The organism is Candidatus Zixiibacteriota bacterium, from assembly GCA_018820315.1.
Classification (GTDB): Bacteria; Zixibacteria; MSB-5A5; order JAABVY01; family JAHJOQ01; genus JAHJOQ01.
Genome location: JAHJOQ010000019.1, coordinates 23,209 through 39,454, shown reverse-complemented (window position 1 = coordinate 39,454; position 16,246 = coordinate 23,209). Strand labels below are relative to the sequence as shown.

Below are 16,246 nucleotides of genomic sequence, written 5' to 3'. Positions count from 1 at the left end.
GTGGAAAAACTCAGGCACTACAGACGCTCCAGTTGCTCTTCGAGTTCCTGCTTTGACACGATGTCAGCGTAGAGGGGACACGTCGACAGTAGTTGCACATGACTACCAGAGTCAACAACTCTGCCCCCCTCGAGAACATATATCAAGTCAGCCCTGCGAATCGTCGATATTCGGTGCGACACAAGAATCGTCGTACGTGATGTCATCACAGACTCCAGCCCAGTGAGAATCTGTTCTTCGGTGCCAGTGTCTACAGCCGAAAACGCATCATCGAGTATCAGTATCTCCGGATTACATGCTATTGCCCTGGCAAGCGCAGTTCGCTGTTTCTGACCTCCGGAAAGAGTCACTCCCCTTTCACCGATTACAGTTCGGAAACCATTCGGGAAGCTATCGATATCTGCGTCGAGATGTGACAATCTTGCTGCATTCTCAGACGCTTTGCGGTCTATCACCGGCAGGCCGAATGAGATATTCTCATATAAAGAGTCGGAGAACAGGAACGACTCCTGCGGTACATAACCTATCATGCTGCGGAGCTGTGCAAGCGGAATGCTGTTTATGTCTCTACCGCCGATCTCGATCTTGCCGTCATCAACCTGATAACCACGCACCATGAGCTCGATAAGAGTTGATTTACCGCATCCGGTGCGTCCGACAAATGCGGTCACTTTCGCCGCCGGAATGTGTACATCGATATTGTGCAATACTGTTCGTTCTGTACCGGGATATGCAAACGACAGATTGTGGAAGCGAATCTCCGGTTCGAGCTTGTCTGCTTGTGTCGTCTTCTCCGTATCACAAATTTCCGGTACGACATTGAGAATCTTCTCGATACGCTCGAGTGACGCGAGCCCGCGCTGATAAAGAGTTATCGTCCATCCAATCGCCATCACAGGCCAGACCAGCATCATCAGGTAGAGCATGAAAGCTACCAGCACACCGAGACTGAGAGACTCGTCAATCACAAGCCTCCCGCCGAAATAGAGCACTATCACGAGTATCACACCAACTTCGAGAGCGACAATCGGCTGGAACAGTCCCATGAATCTGGCAAGCTTCAAGTTCAACTTGACATATTCTTTGTTGAGGCCGTCGAACTCCTCGATCTGACTCTGCTCTTGATTGTAGGCTTTCACTACTCTTACGCCGGACGCATTCTCTTGTACAAATGCCGAGAGAACCGAGAAGTGAGTTTGAATCTTGTATGACAACGAATACACGATTGATGCGATCTTCTTGAATGTGATCGCCAGTACCGGAAATGGCGCAAGCGCATACAACGTCAGTTTCGGACTGAGTATGAGCATCAGCACCAGCGCTATCGAACCGGCAACGACCGTGTTCGCGAAGTGCATGATGCCGGGGCCAATCATCATCCTGACTGCCTCGACATCGTTGGAGAGTCGTGCTATGATATCGCCGGTACGTGTGGCGTTGAAGAACGACTGGGGGAGTTTCAGCAAATGCTGTGTCAACTCGTTCTTGAGGTCGTATTCTATGATGCGAGAAGCCCAGATGATGGTCCTTCTCAGAAAGAAGAGGAAGAAACCGCTCGCCAGCGCTACTCCGAAGACCCCCAGACCATATAGAAGCAGGCTATGTCTGGTCGCGGTTTCATTCTCGAGGGTTTCTATCGCGTCCTTAATCAGCCATGGCGCAACCAGACCGAATGCGCTCGTCAGGATGATTGCTACACCACCGGCTATAAAATATCGGCGATACCTTTTCAGATACGCAAAGACCCTGGTTAGATTCCTCTTGTTTTCGTTCTTGTCGGACATGCTTGAATGTGAGTCTTGTCGGCGACTAGGCCCTCTGAATGTGCAACCAATCAAGAAGTTGCGTTACATTGAGTTAAACAGTATATAGTAACATGACACCTATGTCAAACAGTAAGACCGGACGCAAGTTCCTTTGCGATCCGACAGTCGGCAAGCTATGCCGTTACATGCGGATGATAGGCTTCGATACTGATCTGTCGCAAACCCATGTTGTTAAACAAGTTCTGGCGATTGCCCTGGAACAGGGGAGGACCATTCTGACGAGAAACAGTGTGCTGGCCTCAATGAAACTTGCGCGGGATGTTGTGCTGTTGACCGATGATGATCCCTGGAAACAGATCAAAGCTGTTCTCGATAAATGCGACCTGGCAATTGATGAGTCGGCTGTCTTGACTCGCTGTATGGAGGATAACCGGCCCTTGCGGAGGGCTTCGAAAGATGAAGTTAAAGGGAAGGTTTGGCCATACGTCTATGAAACCCAGAGTGAATTCACTATTTGTACTGAGTGCGGCCGGATTTTCTGGCCGGCAACTCATGTGACGGCAATGCTGGATAAGCTGAAATCGATAGGTCTGATTTGACGTGACTGGGCTGTCTGGATTCTGCCTTTCCATTCAGACGAATCCGGTTTATATTGCCTGCCGAAAGATACGGATACGGGAGCGGGATGAAGACTAAGAATGCTAACAAGTTGAATTTCCTCGGTCTGACCGGGGATGATTGTAGCTACGGCATATCGCGGTATGTTGTGCTGCCGGTCGGCTATGAGCAGGCCACGACATACGGTCACGGAACCGCCGCTGGACCGAATGCGATCCTCGAAGCTTCGCAGGAAGTCGAGTTGTATGATGAAGAGTCTGCCAGTGAGCCGTACACAGCGGGCGTTCACACGCTGCCGGCGCTGGATTCTCTGACCGATCCGCGGACTATGATCGATAGTGTATCGAAAGCGGTTTCGGATGCTATCGGAGACGGCAAGATCGTAGTCACGCTTGGCGGAGAACACACTGTTTCGGTCGCGCCGGTGAAATCATATGCTGAGAAGTTCCCACAGCTCTCCGTTCTGCAGATTGACGCCCACGCGGATCTGCGACAGGAATATCAAGGTAGCATTTACTCGCATGCCTGCGCCGTGCGCCGGATTCGCGAACATGTAAAGACAACGGTTGGCGTTGGTATCAGGAATCTGAGCAGGGAAGAGGCTGAGCTGGTTTCATCCGAAAAAATTCCGCTACTCTTCGCCAAAGATATCACTGGAAGAGATCACTGGCAGGACGAAGTCATAGAGATGCTGACCGATGATGTCTATGTAACGATCGATCTTGACGGTTTCGATCCGTCGGTGATTCCGGGTGTCGGAACTCCCGAACCGGGTGGTCTCGGTTGGTATGAGACTCTCGAATTACTTAATAGGCTCTGCACCATGAAAAGGGTAGTCGGATTCGACGTCGTCGAGCTGATGCCGATTCCCGGGAGTCTGGTGTCGCAATTTGCCGCAGCTAAGCTGATATACAAGTTGATTGGATATCTTGAAGCCGATTCCGCGCAGAGATAGCACTTGGAAATCCCGATGATAGGACTATATTTCCGACTTGAGGACTGACTTGCTTTTCACCAGACTTCTGGATGACAGCAACGTGGAGGATAAATGAGCATTCGATATCTCAGATATGCCATACAGATATTCTTTCTCGGAGCGATCACATATGTCGCACTCGGCTTCGGCTCCAATGGTTTCGAGGCATTCTGTCCATTCGGTGGAGTTGAAGCGCTCTACGGTTTGTTCACGACGAGCAATTTCACATGCGCATTGGCACCGCTGAACTTATCGATATTTCTCGGTGTGATAGGGCTGACAATAATTACAAAACGGAGTTTCTGCGGTTGGGTCTGCCCGATCGGTACCATAAACGAATGGATCAGCCGACTCGGCGACAAAGTGTGGCCGAAGCGTCCGCGCATTCCTGCATCAGCAGATCGTTACCTGAGGCTCCTACGATACCCGGTTCTCGCGGTGGTGCTATACTTCACGTATCGAATCGGTGATCTTGTTTTCAGGGGATATGATCCGTTCTATATCATATTTTCAGGTCTCGGCCACGGTACTCTCGGTTATGTCAGCTATGCCGTGATGGGAGCTTTCGTCATCGGAGCGTTTTTCCAGCCGATGTTTTTCTGTCGATATTTCTGCCCGCTAGCGGCAGCGCTTGATCCATTCTCCAAGATCGGTCTGATGCGTGTCAGCCGCAACAAAGAGACCTGCATCGACTGCACGATCTGCAATCAGAAGTGTCATTTTGGTCTGGAGCCGATGGTCGCAAACAAGGTGACACATCGAGATTGCGTCAATTGTCTGGAATGTGTCGAGGCGTGCCCGGTGGACAACTGCCTCGAAGTGAAAGCGTTTTAGGAGAGAGACATGCGAATTCCTAAGATCATTATACCGATTCTGGTGCTCCTCTTCATAGTGGGCGGATATGTTTTCCAGTCGGTCTTCTTCTTTCCAACGACTGAGGTCGCATTCTCTGCACAGGGTGATTCCACCGTCGAATTCATTGTCGACGGAATCAAGTGCCGAGGAACGGCGGGTTTCTTCACAGAGATGTTCCAGGACACTCCCGGCATCGAGAGCATAACGACCTATGCGGCGAATCACAGAGCGATCTTCGTCTACAATTCTTCCGAAATCAATCCCGACAGGATCAAGGTCATTTTCGAGAAGGAATTCAGGTTACAGGACGGAACATTCGAAGCGTTCTTTCATGAGGTGGAACGCAGAGTGCCATGATGGGACCATCATCTTCTCGAGATGACATTGTACCAGGAGTTGTAGTCAGAATTGTCAGCATGAATGACCGACCAGTATAATTTGAAGAGCTTCCGCGTTACTTCCCCACGATTTCCATTCCCGATGTTTCGACCGTCGACCGAAATCACAGAGTTTACTCCCGCACCAGTTCCGCATATGAATATCTCATCAGCATTATGGAGAAATCGCGGTGTGTACAAGCGCTCTTCTACAGTCATTCCGAGGTCTTCGACACAGAACTTCATAATCGATCTGCGCGTGATTCCATCGAGCACACCAATAGAAACCGGCGATGTGATGCAGCGATTTTTCTTGACAACGAACAGGTTCATCCCGAAAGCTTCTGTGACATATCCATCGATGCTCTTCATAAGGGCAATCTCGTCCCCCTGCTCGGCGACTTCTCGCTGTGCGATGAACGAGTTGACGTACATGCCGGTGATCTTGCCGTGGGATGGAATCGCCTCCGGAGGTATTCGAACGGTTTTGGAGAACCTTGTACGGAAAACCTTGTGCCTGACTCTGTCAACTGGCAGGCAGAAAATCGCGAGCTCTGTTGGCGACAGCTTGCCAAGTCCGACACCCTGAAGTGAGCAGTATATCATTGGGCGTATATAAATGTCGCTATCGAGTCCGTTCTTCAGGACAAGTTCCTTGATGCTGTCTGTGATCTCATCGTAAGTGGCGGGCGGTTCGATGTGCATGATTCCGCATGTGCGAAGAAGCCGCCGCACATGATCGTCGATTCGAAACAAATTCCACTTCTGATCGCCGAGATGAAATGCCTTCATGCCTTCGAAAGCGCAGGTACCGTAATTGAAGGCGTGAGTCTTGATGGAAATTTGTGCCCGTTCTTCTGGGACTATCCGGCCTTCGAAATATGCGAGCATCCTATTCTTCATCGAGCCGTCTCCTGAGAGCATGCAGTGCGAGGTGATAACCGTGACTCCCGAATCCGGAGATAACTCCCCAGGCAGCTGAAGCTGTAATAGATTTGTGGCGGAATTCTTCACGCTTGTACAAGTTCGAGAGGTGAACTTCTATTACGGGAATCGAAAGCATTTTCAGTGCATCCAATATGGCTACCGACGTGTGCGAGTATCCGCCGGGATTGATTATAAGTCCGACGGACTTGCTTCCGGTTGCCTGGATGATGTCGATTATCTCACCCTCGGAGTTGCACTCGAAGAACGACAGGTTGAGTTCGAGCTTGGAAGCGGTGATCGTCAGCGATTTGTTTATCTGCTCGAGTGTCTGGTTGCCGTATATCTCCGGCTCGCGTTTTCCAAGCAGATTGAGATTCGGCCCGTTTATGATAGTGATATTATCCATACTACTTACTCCATGATTTCGATACTTTCATAAATGCCCGGCTGAACTCTCTTCGATTGACCGTCCGCAGAACAGGCTTGGCAAATGACTCGAGAAGAACGAATTGTATATCACGCCCTACTCGTTTCTTGTCGCGACTGATCACTTCCCAAACTGCCTCAAGACTCGAATCTGCAATCGGAAACGACTTATAGAGACTGCGTATCTGGTCATGCCCCCATATTCTTGTCTCGTCGGAGAGCGAACAGAGCTTCTGCGACATCTCCAGCGCGACAAGCATACCGAACGCAACCGCCTTTCCATGAGGCATTTGGCGTCGATAGCTGCCGATCACCTCAAGCGCATGCGCCGTAGTGTGGCCGAAATTCAAAGTCTTACGCAATCCGCTTTCGAATGGGTCTCTCTTTACGATTTCAAGCTTCAGTCTTATCCCAACCTCGATTATCCGCGGTAAGAAGGAGTCACCGCCACCGGTGCCCGCTTCGCGGAAAGAATCAAGCAGGCCTGCCAGTTTTCGTGATCTTACCAGAGCCATCTTTACAAGCTCTGACATGCCTTCTCGAACATGTTCTCGCTTCAAAGTCGATAGAAAGAGTGGATCGGCAATTATCGACAGCGGTTGCTTCACCGTACCAATCATATTCTTTGCATTCGGCAGGTTTATACCGTTCTTGCCGCCGATTGCAGCATCAATCTGAGCAACAAGCGTTGTCGGAATCAGGATGTGTGAGATGCCGCGCATGAAGGTTGCAGCCGCGAATCCCACGAGGTCGCATACGACACCACCGCCGGCGCCCAGCAGTACGGAATTCCTGTCGGCTCCGCTATCAAGAAGCCACTTGTGGATTTCGATTTGATAGCGGTAGCTCTTTGTCATCTCGCCAGCGGGGATGACATGCATTGCGGATGGGCATTCTATATTCTGCAACAATGATCTGAAGAGATGACCGTGATGTCTGTACACATTCTTGTCGGTTACAATAAACGCTGATGAACAGTCGATTTTGTTGACAAAGGCTGCAATGGTTTCCGGTGCGCCGCTTCCGGCCATTACCCTGCATGTTAAATGCGGGAATGAGAATTTTGCATCTGTGTCAAACACCTGCTGTCTGCTCCTGATAGAGGATGATTACTCTCTCTGCAACGGATTCTATCTCGATGCCGTCAGTCTCAATCAGGAATGGAATCCTATTGTATGCCTTCCGACGCTCTCTCAGTATTTCCGGGAGTCTGGTTTTGAGATCGTGACCCTCCAGCATCGGTCGCCCTGAATGGTCACTGAGGCGGTTTGCCAGCACCTTCTGCGAAGCTGTCAGACAGATGATCAACCCACTTGCCGACAGAGTCAGGAAGTTCTCCTCGGGAACGGTCATCCCCCCGCCGACAGCCACTACAAGATTCTTGTGATGGGCTATTACTTTCGCGACTTCGCGCTCCATAGATCGGAAATATGTTTCACTTCTCTCGGAGAAGATTCGCACGATTGACAACCCGGTGATTTCTTCAATCATTCTGTCCGTGTCACGAAACTCTCTGCCGAGTTTCGAGGCTACTACTTCACCGACAGATGTCTTTCCGGAACCCATCGGTCCAGCAAGGACTATGTTGACATTTGGCAACATTCTTCGCTATCCATGCGATAGTCTCAGTTCATTTAGCGACGCTGCGTTTGATCTCCGTCTTCAAAGCGTCGTAATCTTTGATTTTCGAAGCTGTAAATATTTCGAACCCTCTCAGGGCTTGATATATTAACATGTCAATTCCGCCAACTGTTCTATCTGCGAGCGACGATCTTCGATTACTCCGATATGCCGCCTCAAATATCACCGAGTCCGGGCTGAATGAGGATGACGGGATGATCTGTTCGGTCGGAACGGGTGTTGCGTTGAACACGATGTCCCACTCAGCGTCGCCTAGCTTCGTCTTCAGGCGCGAGGATTCGTATGCACGAACCGTCCCGGAAGAACCATCAAATCCAAAGGCCTGCAGCAAACTGCCCAGTCGTCTCCTGCTACGATTAACGATTGTGATGTTCCTGGCCCGCTTGGATTGAAAAAACCTGAGTGCGGTTCGGCCTGTGCCGCCGGCACCTATTATCAGAATGCGCTTGTTTGCACATGCCGAAAGCCCCATCTCCCGAAAGACCTCACGGATCCCGAATATGTCAGTGTTGTAGCCTGTCAGAGAGCCATTGTGGGCTTTGACAAGATTGACTGAGTGGCTGTCCGAGGCCGTTCTGTGGAGTGTGTCCAGATGCGACATGATGCTGCATTTGAACGGCACTGTGACATTGAATCCGGAGACACCGAGCAGTTTCGCAGACTCGATGAATTTCCCTGGGTTCTTTTCTGCAATGTCGAATAGGTAGTAGCCATGAGGCAGTCCGAACTTGTCAAATAGAATCCTGAATATCTGCGGAGATAGTGAGTAAGAGATACCGCCTCCGAGAATTCCGAAAATCTTTGCTTCTTGCCTAGTCATCAGTCAAGCAGGCTCTTCATGACCTCGTAATACTCCGGAAAGGATATCGAGATAGCATCGGCATAGCTATCAGTGAGTTGACCCTCTGAGATCAGATTAATAGTCTCGACGAGCATCGCCATCCTGTGATCGTGCTGCGGACCTACATCCGGCGGGAAGAGCTTAGTGGGGCCGCAAATCACAAGGTCGTCTTCTTCAACCTGTATTTTCGCACCGGCTGAGCCGAGCACCGTGACAATTCCGGAAAGCCTGTCAGATTCCTTCACTCTCAGTTCACCGAGTCTTGATATTCGTGTGACGCCGTCGGCTTGTGTTGCGGCGAGTGCCAGAATCGGAACTTCATCAATAAACGTAGCCACCGGTATATCGTCACATCGAGATGAGTGCATCCTCGATGCCCGCACGAACAGCTTTCCAACCGGCTCGCCGCGCTTGATCGCAATCTCGTCGGTAGCAATGTCAGCCCCCATCCGGCGGAGTATCTGCAGATAACCGCATCTTGTCGGATTGAGGCATACGTTTTCAAGGACGATTTCCGAGTTGGGAAGCAGAAGTGCCGGCAAGACAACGAACGCAGCGGATGATATATCACCGGGGATGTCTATATCGAAAGCAGGAATCCGCGAAGCTGGTCCGGTAGATACGGTGCAGTCCGAAGTGGTCAGCGGTACACCGAGAGATATCAGCATTCTTTCCGTGTGATCCCGAGTGGGGGTCGGTTCTACGATCTCAGTTTCGCCTGAAGCGGAAAGCGCCGCCAGCAAAATAGCCGATTTGACCTGAGCCGACGCCACAGGCAGCGCATATCCTATCCCTGAGAGCCGCTTACCGATTACCGTGACCGGACATGTGCCGCGGTCCGTTGTCTCAATATCCGCACCCATATGTCGGAGTGGAATAGCGACGCGATTAACCGGTCGTTTCCTTAGTGAACTGTCGCCGTCGAGCTTCGCGGATATGTTTGATCCGGCAAGCAATCCCAGAAGCAGCCTGAGTGAAGTGCCGGCATTACCACAATTAAGTTTCCCTTCCGGCTTCACGAAATTGTTCATACCGACGCCGGATATCTGGAGCACCGACGGTTCTGACTCCGAAATCTCTACGCCAAGCTGTCTGACAGCGTCTACCGTCGATCCCAGGTCCTTTCCGGTCGCAAGATTGCGAATTGTGCAGTTACCTTCCGAAATCGAAGAGAGCAGCACTGCGCGATGCGAAATCGACTTATCGCCTGGCAGGTTAACTCTACCGCGAAGTAATTGGGCCATCTGTTCGCTCCAGATTGTCCTTCATTTGTTTCAAATAAGATATCTCCGACAGGAACTCTTCAATGGTGTCCTGTGACAGATGCTCGGAGAACTCCTCAAGCTTACGCTTGAATATAGCAATTTCTCTTTTCAGATGCTTGCGGTTTTGCCACAAGAATTGTGCTACAGGCTGAGGAGATGATTTAGCGACTCTGGTTGTGGATGCAAAGCTATGTGCCAGGAAATCCCAATCGATCTTCTTCCTGCGCCTTGCGTCAGCCTGTGAGGCCACAAGCGCATACGCGATTATATGCGGCAGGCCGGATGCGAATGCAAACATGCGGTCATGATCTTCCCGGTCGATATCTTGTGGGATGGCGCCAATATTGCGCACTAACGAAAGCGCCCTATCGTACGCCTTCTTGCCACACTTCGCAGGCTTCGACAGAAAAAAAGCCTGGTTGTCGAACATCTTTCCGTTCCAGGCCGCTGGAGCGATCATCTCCGTCCCTGCGTATGGATGTCCTCCGACAAAATTCGTCATCTTCAAGTTTTCCGCTGTCTTGATCACGTCCTGCATTGTGCTGCCGGTGTCCATCACCAGAATCTTTGAGTCGAGAGCCTTGCGGTTCTCTCTGAGCAACTGATGAATAGCGAACATCGGCAAAGCCACAATAAGTATATCAACATTTTCTATTAAATCAACAGCGGAATCGAAACCGTCTGAGATCATCCGCCTGCGTTTGGCTGCCAGTATCAGTCGATCATCGATGTCGAAGCCCGAAACAGAGTATGGAGCTTGGTTCAATCTGAAGGCCAGCGCCATTGAACCGCCTATCTGGCCCAGCCCGGCTATTCCCACACGAGAAAATCGACTTCCCATCAAATCTTCCTGTTAACCGAAGCCGCAACTGCTGCCAGCTGAGCCATCATTTCTTCAAACTGTGGGAGGGGCAAACTCTGGTATCCGTCGCAGAGGGCTTTGTCCGGGTCGGGATGAATCTCGATCATGAGGCCGTCAGCGCCAGAGGCAATCGCTCCGAACGAAAGGGGCGCTATCATATACCTTTCACCGGTGGCGTGCGATGGATCGACGATCACAGGCAAATGCGAGAGCTTCTGAATTACGGGAACAGCCGACATATCGAGAGTATTTCTCGTGTACTTCTCGAAAGTCCTGATTCCACGCTCACAGAGTATCACATTACGATTCCCATTGGCCATGATGTATTCCGCCGACATCAGGAGCTCCTCGATAGTCGACATCATACCTCGCTTCAAAAGAATCGGCTTCGATATCTTGCCTACTTTTTCGAGCAACGCGAAATTCTGCATGTTCCTCGCGCCGACCTGCAGAATGTCGACATAGTCTGCTATCAGGTCCGCCAATTCCGGCGTCATGACCTCGGTTATAACGGGAAGGCCGACTTTCTCACCGACTGACTTGAGTATTTTGAGCCCTTCTTCTCCGAGCCCCTGGAAGCTGTATGGCGATGTTCTCGGTTTGAAAGCTCCTCCGCGCAATATCTGCGCACCCGCCCGTTTGGCCGACTTCGCAGCCTCCAGTACCTGATCGTAAGTCTCGATTGCACAGGGTCCCGCAATGACGGATATGCGCTCGCCGCCGATTTCAGCGCCGTTGAGCTTGACGACTGTCTTGTCCGGTTTGAATTCGCGCGATGCCAGCTTGAACGGTTTGAGAATCGGAACGACGCTTTCTACGCCGGGCAGAACTGCAAGTGCATCTTTGGATACTTTCCTCTCATCACCGATCACGCCGATGATAGTCTTTTCCTCACCCTCAGACATATGCGGCCTGAAACCAAGTTCCTCGATCGTCTTTATGACGCTACCGATCTGTTTGAGGGTGGCGTCCTTTCTCATGACAACAATCATCATCCGTCACTCCCAAAAAGATCGGGTCGCAGCTTATCGGACCCCCCAAGATAAACATGCCTGATCTCATTCTGATTCTTGTTGGTGTTAGCATGTATAAGAATCCTGATTAGAGATTTCATTGCTCCTTTGACATCTATCTCACTTGCGCAGAGCAGAGGTATGGAGCTGTATCCAAGATCGCGCACAGCGTAAGCCGGGAAATCTGCATCCAAATCTCTCGTCGCAGTCAGAAAGATGGACGCGATCTCCTCCGGTTCAATCTCGTTTGCCTCGATTATTGCCTGAATGAGTTCGCTGGTTGCTTCGTATATTGCCTCACGGGTGTTAGCTTTTGCGACGTTTGCCCCGCGTATTCCTCGGACTTTCATAAATCCAGTCCTTTTCTAAGATCGGTCATGAGCGACGAAAGATCTCTTCTTGCATTGCGCTTTCCAGTCGCGTATCTGATACAATCCAGAAGAGCGCTGCCTACGATTACACCATCTGATGCCCGGCTCATTCTCCGCGCAATCCTTCCGTTCGATATTCCGAATCCTACACAGACGGGGATAGGGCAGAGTGCACGCGCTCTGGATATGAACAGTTCCGTCTCTTTAGGAAGCACTCTCCTTGCGCCGGTGATCCCGGTGACTGAGACGAGGTATAGAAAGCCAGATGATGCACTGGCTATCTGTTTGATCCTTTCAGACGATGTTGTCGGTGCCACGAGAAATATCGTCTGAATCCCACTCTTCCTGAATGCGCCTACTACTCGGTTTTTCTCTTCCAGTGTCAGATCGGGGATGATGATGCCGGTGATTCCTGCGTCTTTGCAACGCCCAACAAAGCTCTCTATTCCCGGCTTCATGATCGTGTTGATATAGCTCATTGCAATCAGGGGTATTGACGTTCGAGAAGCAACCTTTTCGATTGCTGAGAACATCTTTTTCCCATTCATTCCGTTTGAGAGTGCCTGGTGGGATGTGTACTTGATCGTCGGACCATCCGCCATCGGATCGGAATGTGGGAAACCGATTTCGAGCATATCTGCACCGGTGGCTTCGAGTAGAGCGGCGTATTCGATGAAATCGTCGGATGACGGGTAACCGCACGTGAGGTACGGAATCAGCGCCTTCTTGCCGTTCGACTGCAGCTCAGTAAGACTACTTGTGATGCTTCTGCTCATACGCACTTATGCTTTCCAGGTCTTTGTCGCCGCGACCGGAGAGATTCACGATCACGATATCGTTCTTTTCCAGCTTCCTGCTCATCTTCTTAGCGTATGCGAGCGCGAAGCTCGATTCAAGTGCTGGAATTATGCCTTCGAGACGGCTGAGCTCACCGAATGCGGCTACCGCCTCTTTGTCCGTGACAGTCTTGTAGTCAACACGTTTCTGATCTTTGAGATAGCTGTGCACGGGCCCCACGCCCGGATAGTCGAGACCGGCTGATAGTGTCTCGGTCAAGAGAACCTGGCCTTCCCGATCCTGAAGCAAATAGCTGTACGATCCGTGCAGCACGCCCGGGCTTCCCCTCAGCAGGGTAGCCGCATGCCTGCCCGACGACAGTCCACATCCCGCCGATTCCACACCGGTAAGCGACACATTCGCATCATCCAGAAATGCGTTGAAGATGCCAATTGCGTTCGATCCACCTCCGACACATGCTACTATATGGTCAGGCAGGCGCCCCGATTTCGCGATTATTTGCTTCTTGGTCTCGTCACCGATGACCGACTGAAATTTCCGGACAATATCCGGAAACGGGTGCGGTCCAACAGTGGAGCCTATGATATAGTGAGTCGTGCGCACGTTAGTCACCCAGTCCTGTATGGCGGCAGTGGTTGCATCCTTAAGTGTAGCCGTACCCTCATTGACCTCAATCACCTCTGCGCCGAGCATTCGCATTCTGAGAAGATTGGGATGCTGTCTCTCGGCATCATGTCGACCCATATATACGGTGCATTTCAGTCCCATCAGGGCACATGTTGCAGCCGTAGCTGTTCCGTGCTGACCGGCACCGGTCTCTGCTATGATACGCTTTTTGCCGAGGTGCCTTGCCAGCAAAGCCTGACCTATTGTGTTGTTGATCTTGTGCGCGCCTGTGTGGTTGAGATCTTCCCTCTTCAGAAAGATGGTCGCTCCCCACTTCGCGGAGAGGTTTCTCGCATGATAGAGCGGCGTCGGGCGTCCGGAGAAATCGCGCAGCAGCATCCTGAATTCAGCTTTGAACTCTCTGTTTTTCCAGTACTTCTGGAAAGCTGTCTCCAGCTCGTGGAGGGCGGGCATAAGCGTCTCCGGAACAAAACGGCCGCCAAATTCACCGTAGTACCCACGCTTATCTACTTTGAACATTCCCTGACTCTTTCTACAAGCTGTTCGATCTTCGCATGATCCTTCACCCCGGGCGCTGATTCAGTGCCGCGTGCCGAGTCGATTCCGTAAGGTTTATAGTATTCTGTTATGCCTGCAACATTATCCGGAGCGATGCCTCCCGCGAGGAATACGTCATATTTCTCATTCACTCGAGTCCAGTCCTCGTCAGACAGACCATCGATGCTTCCGAGCTTTTTGAAATCGAGTAAGAGATATCTGCACGGATATGGCGGCAGCTTGAGTTCGCTCTGATCCATCCAGATGGACGAGATGAGCGGGATGGGAGGCGTCGGCAGCCGTCCGTTGTCAGGATGATAGTAAACTTGCAGATAGTCAAGCTTCACTCTGGACGTTACACTGTTTACGGTGTTCGGATCATAGTGATCGAATACGCCGACAATCGGGATCTTGCCATACATCTTTTTCGATATCGTAAGAGCATTCTCGATAGAGACCTGACGCGGGGATTCTGCGAAAACCATGCCGATGAAATCGACTCCGCATTCGAGACATTTCTCTGCATCGATCGACTTCGTGATGCCGCATATTTTTATCTGCGTCGACATTCAGTCAATTCCTCGAGTTTCGCTTCGACAGATTCGGCGAGTGAAAGCACAGATCCGATGAGGACAGCATCAACACCGAGCACTCTCATGCTGTCGACTGATTTCCTGTCGGTGATTCCGGATTCCGATATCACGATGTGGCCTGCGGGAATTTTCGGAAGAAGCTTCGCGGTCGTGTCCAGATCGATTTCAAGTGTATCCAGATTGCGATTGTTGATGCCGATGATCTTTGCTCCGGCGGTACGGGCAATCTGCAGCTCATCTTCAGAATGTATCTCCACTATCGCTTCCAGACCATATTCAGCGCAGAGACGCAGGTAGTCCGCCGTCTCCTCAGCCAGCAGTTTCACTATCAGCAAAATCACGTCTGCACCATGGGCGCGTGCCTCAAGAACCTGAAGTTTGTCAATTACAAAATCTTTTCTCAGAACCGGGATGTCCACCGTAGCGGATACTTCACTCAGATCATCAAGCGAACCACCAAAGTGCTTCTCTTCGGTGATAACCGATACGCCAGCCGCGTGATACTCTTGATATAGAAGCGCCTGCCGGACCGGATTGATCGTGGAGTTCATTTCCCCTTTCGAAGGCGACTTTCGTTTTATTTCGAACAGAAACGATAGCATCTGATCCTTCTGAATCTCCTGTATCAATGATCGTGGAGCGCGTACTGATTCTATCATTCGGGTGTATTTTTCGGTCAGCGCCTTCCTGTCGACACTCTGCCACCGTTCTCTTGTGTGTTGTGCAAGTTCACTAAGCATTACTTGCTCCCCCGGTGAATTCTCTGATCTCGTTGAGCTTCTGCAGGACTTTACCCGATTTCAATGCTTCTGCGCAAGCTTCCCTTGCATCATCGAGATTAGCGAATCTGCCGATTTCGACTAGTCCGATGGCTGCATTCAGTGCGACAGTGTTGCTGCGAATCGAGTTTTCACCTTCTAATATGCTCATGATTATTGCCGCGTTTTCCTCCGGTCCGCCGCCTTTCAGCCCTTTGATATTGGATCTGCTTCCGTTGCTGATTTGCAGCGTTCGCATGTCGACTCCATCTCGTCTCGTTCTGTGTATACAGCACTCAGAACCATCTATCATCTCATCGATGCCTAAATCGTTATGGAAGGACATCACGTTTTTCAGTCCCATCAGATGTGCAGCCTCGGCGATTATTCCCGCTCTGCTGCAGTCGGGTGTGCCGATTATCTGATGCGTGCATCCCGCTGGATTCAAGAGTGGCCCAAGCAGATTGAACAGAGTTGGGATCCCCAGTTCACGTCGAACCGGGGCGACATGCTTCATGGCGGGATGGAAATTCGGTGCAAAGAGAAAGCAGAAGTCTGTTTGCTCGAGGCATCGCGCCGCATCTTCAGCGCTCATGTCGATTCCAATGCCGAGTGCTTCGATTACATCCGCACTCCCCGATTTAGAGGATACCGCGCGATTTCCGTGCTTCGCGGTAGCAACACCCATCGCAGCTGTTACCAATGCCGCCGCCGTGGAAATGTTGAATGTACCGGCGCAGTCGCCGCCAGTGCCGCAGCAGTCGAAGACTTCCTTCGCGATTCCGTGCGGAACGCGCACTGCAAGCTCTCGAAACGCCGCTGCGCATCCGGCGATCTCGGCTACGGTCTCACCCTTAACCTTCAGGGCGGTCAATATTGCGGCGACATGAACAGGAGTGTACTCGCCTCTTCCTACGGCCAGCATCATCTCGCGAGATTCTCCCTGGCTCAGGTCTTCGCCATTCACAATTTTCTTAAGGTACTCGTCGGCCATA

At 51.1% G+C, this 16,246-nt stretch carries 19 protein-coding genes; 4 read left to right on the top strand and 15 right to left on the bottom strand.

The genetic code is table 11. The features are described 5' to 3' along the window. Positions 1–17: 17 nt before the first annotated feature. Complete coding sequence (locus tag KKH67_01900) at positions 18–1,784, bottom strand: ABC transporter ATP-binding protein/permease (GenBank protein ID MBU1317927.1); 1,767 nt, start codon at positions 1,782–1,784, stop codon at positions 18–20. A gap of 101 nt (positions 1,785–1,885) precedes the next feature. On the opposite strand from KKH67_01900, the gene KKH67_01895 reads away from it, so the two are divergent. From KKH67_01895 to KKH67_01880, 4 genes are all read left to right on the top strand, one after another. Further along, a complete protein-coding gene (locus tag KKH67_01895) occupies positions 1,886–2,365 on the top strand; it encodes a Mut7-C RNAse domain-containing protein (protein ID MBU1317926.1) in 480 nt (159 codons plus the stop codon). Positions 2,366–2,451: 86 nt separating this feature from the next. Continuing rightward, positions 2,452–3,339 carry an agmatinase gene (speB, locus tag KKH67_01890; GenBank protein ID MBU1317925.1) on the top strand — a complete coding sequence of 296 codons (888 nt, stop codon included), beginning with the start codon at positions 2,452–2,454 and terminating at the stop codon, positions 3,337–3,339. 93 nt (positions 3,340–3,432) lie between these two features. Then, positions 3,433–4,194: a 4Fe-4S binding protein gene (locus KKH67_01885; GenBank protein ID MBU1317924.1), complete on the top strand. Its 762-nt coding sequence runs from the start codon at positions 3,433–3,435 to the stop codon at positions 4,192–4,194. A gap of 9 nt (positions 4,195–4,203) precedes the next feature. Further along, positions 4,204–4,572, top strand: a complete 369-nt coding sequence (locus KKH67_01880; protein MBU1317923.1) for a heavy-metal-associated domain-containing protein — start codon at positions 4,204–4,206, stop codon at positions 4,570–4,572. Between the two features lie 8 nt (positions 4,573–4,580). Here KKH67_01880 and KKH67_01875 read toward each other — a convergent pair whose 3' ends face one another. From KKH67_01875 to trpD, 14 genes are read right to left on the bottom strand one after another with little or no spacing between them, the layout of a single operon-like run. Beyond that, positions 4,581–5,495, bottom strand: a complete 915-nt coding sequence (locus KKH67_01875; GenBank protein MBU1317922.1) for an aminotransferase class IV — start codon at positions 5,493–5,495, stop codon at positions 4,581–4,583. Continuing rightward, positions 5,485–5,925, bottom strand: coding sequence for a type II 3-dehydroquinate dehydratase (gene aroQ, locus KKH67_01870; GenBank protein ID MBU1317921.1), 441 nt, complete (start codon positions 5,923–5,925; stop codon positions 5,485–5,487). The genes KKH67_01875 and aroQ overlap by 11 nt, the downstream gene beginning before the upstream one ends. A gap of 1 nt (position 5,926) precedes the next feature. Then, a complete protein-coding gene (aroB, locus tag KKH67_01865) occupies positions 5,927–7,027 on the bottom strand; it encodes a 3-dehydroquinate synthase (GenBank protein ID MBU1317920.1) in 1,101 nt (366 codons plus the stop codon). Beyond that, positions 7,020–7,547: an AAA family ATPase gene (locus KKH67_01860; protein ID MBU1317919.1), complete on the bottom strand. Its 528-nt coding sequence runs from the start codon at positions 7,545–7,547 to the stop codon at positions 7,020–7,022. The genes aroB and KKH67_01860 overlap by 8 nt, the downstream gene beginning before the upstream one ends. Positions 7,548–7,575: 28 nt before the next feature. After that, complete coding sequence (locus tag KKH67_01855; GenBank protein ID MBU1317918.1) at positions 7,576–8,406, bottom strand: shikimate dehydrogenase; 831 nt, start codon at positions 8,404–8,406, stop codon at positions 7,576–7,578. After that, positions 8,406–9,671, bottom strand: a complete 1,266-nt coding sequence (gene aroA, locus KKH67_01850; GenBank protein ID MBU1317917.1) for a 3-phosphoshikimate 1-carboxyvinyltransferase — start codon at positions 9,669–9,671, stop codon at positions 8,406–8,408. Before aroA ends, KKH67_01855 begins: the two co-directional genes overlap by 1 nt. Then, a complete protein-coding gene (locus tag KKH67_01845; protein MBU1317916.1) occupies positions 9,649–10,533 on the bottom strand; it encodes a prephenate dehydrogenase in 885 nt (294 codons plus the stop codon). The genes aroA and KKH67_01845 overlap by 23 nt, the downstream gene beginning before the upstream one ends. Then, entirely contained in the window at positions 10,533–11,546 is a 1,014-nt protein-coding gene (aroF, locus tag KKH67_01840; protein ID MBU1317915.1) for a 3-deoxy-7-phosphoheptulonate synthase, read from the bottom strand. The genes KKH67_01845 and aroF overlap by 1 nt, the downstream gene beginning before the upstream one ends. Further along, entirely contained in the window at positions 11,546–11,917 is a 372-nt protein-coding gene (gene aroH, locus KKH67_01835) for a chorismate mutase (protein ID MBU1317914.1), read from the bottom strand. The genes aroF and aroH overlap by 1 nt, the downstream gene beginning before the upstream one ends. Continuing rightward, positions 11,914–12,714 carry a tryptophan synthase subunit alpha gene (gene trpA / locus KKH67_01830; GenBank protein MBU1317913.1) on the bottom strand — a complete coding sequence of 267 codons (801 nt, stop codon included), beginning with the start codon at positions 12,712–12,714 and terminating at the stop codon, positions 11,914–11,916. The genes aroH and trpA overlap by 4 nt, the downstream gene beginning before the upstream one ends. Next, the gene (trpB, locus tag KKH67_01825; GenBank protein ID MBU1317912.1) at positions 12,692–13,882 is read right to left on the bottom strand and encodes a tryptophan synthase subunit beta; all 1,191 of its coding nucleotides are present in this window, start codon (positions 13,880–13,882) and stop codon (positions 12,692–12,694) included. Before trpB ends, trpA begins: the two co-directional genes overlap by 23 nt. Continuing rightward, the gene (locus KKH67_01820; GenBank protein MBU1317911.1) at positions 13,870–14,469 is read right to left on the bottom strand and encodes a phosphoribosylanthranilate isomerase; all 600 of its coding nucleotides are present in this window, start codon (positions 14,467–14,469) and stop codon (positions 13,870–13,872) included. The genes trpB and KKH67_01820 overlap by 13 nt, the downstream gene beginning before the upstream one ends. Then, positions 14,454–15,233 (bottom strand): indole-3-glycerol phosphate synthase TrpC, encoded by a 780-nt coding sequence (gene trpC, locus KKH67_01815; GenBank protein ID MBU1317910.1) that lies wholly within the window; start codon positions 15,231–15,233, stop codon positions 14,454–14,456. The genes KKH67_01820 and trpC overlap by 16 nt, the downstream gene beginning before the upstream one ends. Continuing rightward, the gene (gene trpD / locus KKH67_01810) at positions 15,226–16,245 is read right to left on the bottom strand and encodes an anthranilate phosphoribosyltransferase (protein ID MBU1317909.1); all 1,020 of its coding nucleotides are present in this window, start codon (positions 16,243–16,245) and stop codon (positions 15,226–15,228) included. The genes trpC and trpD overlap by 8 nt, the downstream gene beginning before the upstream one ends. Position 16,246: the final 1 nt, after the last annotated feature.

What these genes read in the sequence shown, in the direction of transcription:
- KKH67_01855 (MBU1317918.1), bottom strand. Translation starts at nt 8,406, where the DNA reads ATGACTAGGCAAGAAGCAAAGATTTTCGGAATTCTCGGAGGCGGTATC.
- KKH67_01895 (MBU1317926.1), top strand. Translation starts at nt 1,886, where the DNA reads ATGTCAAACAGTAAGACCGGACGCAAGTTCCTTTGCGATCCGACAGTC.
- aroQ (MBU1317921.1), bottom strand. Translation starts at nt 5,925, where the DNA reads ATGGATAATATCACTATCATAAACGGGCCGAATCTCAATCTGCTTGGA.
- KKH67_01820 (MBU1317911.1), bottom strand. Translation starts at nt 14,469, where the DNA reads ATGTCGACGCAGATAAAAATATGCGGCATCACGAAGTCGATCGATGCA.
- trpC (MBU1317910.1), bottom strand. Translation starts at nt 15,233, where the DNA reads ATGCTTAGTGAACTTGCACAACACACAAGAGAACGGTGGCAGAGTGTC.
- KKH67_01875 (MBU1317922.1), bottom strand. Translation starts at nt 5,495, where the DNA reads ATGAAGAATAGGATGCTCGCATATTTCGAAGGCCGGATAGTCCCAGAA.
- KKH67_01885 (MBU1317924.1), top strand. Translation starts at nt 3,433, where the DNA reads ATGAGCATTCGATATCTCAGATATGCCATACAGATATTCTTTCTCGGA.
- speB (MBU1317925.1), top strand. Translation starts at nt 2,452, where the DNA reads ATGAAGACTAAGAATGCTAACAAGTTGAATTTCCTCGGTCTGACCGGG.
- KKH67_01860 (MBU1317919.1), bottom strand. Translation starts at nt 7,547, where the DNA reads ATGTTGCCAAATGTCAACATAGTCCTTGCTGGACCGATGGGTTCCGGA.
- trpB (MBU1317912.1), bottom strand. Translation starts at nt 13,882, where the DNA reads ATGTTCAAAGTAGATAAGCGTGGGTACTACGGTGAATTTGGCGGCCGT.
- aroH (MBU1317914.1), bottom strand. Translation starts at nt 11,917, where the DNA reads ATGAAAGTCCGAGGAATACGCGGGGCAAACGTCGCAAAAGCTAACACC.
- aroF (MBU1317915.1), bottom strand. Translation starts at nt 11,546, where the DNA reads ATGATTGTTGTCATGAGAAAGGACGCCACCCTCAAACAGATCGGTAGC.
- KKH67_01900 (MBU1317927.1), bottom strand. Translation starts at nt 1,784, where the DNA reads ATGTCCGACAAGAACGAAAACAAGAGGAATCTAACCAGGGTCTTTGCG.
- trpA (MBU1317913.1), bottom strand. Translation starts at nt 12,714, where the DNA reads ATGAGCAGAAGCATCACAAGTAGTCTTACTGAGCTGCAGTCGAACGGC.
- trpD (MBU1317909.1), bottom strand. Translation starts at nt 16,245, where the DNA reads ATGGCCGACGAGTACCTTAAGAAAATTGTGAATGGCGAAGACCTGAGC.
- aroA (MBU1317917.1), bottom strand. Translation starts at nt 9,671, where the DNA reads ATGGCCCAATTACTTCGCGGTAGAGTTAACCTGCCAGGCGATAAGTCG.
- KKH67_01845 (MBU1317916.1), bottom strand. Translation starts at nt 10,533, where the DNA reads ATGGGAAGTCGATTTTCTCGTGTGGGAATAGCCGGGCTGGGCCAGATA.
- KKH67_01880 (MBU1317923.1), top strand. Translation starts at nt 4,204, where the DNA reads ATGCGAATTCCTAAGATCATTATACCGATTCTGGTGCTCCTCTTCATA.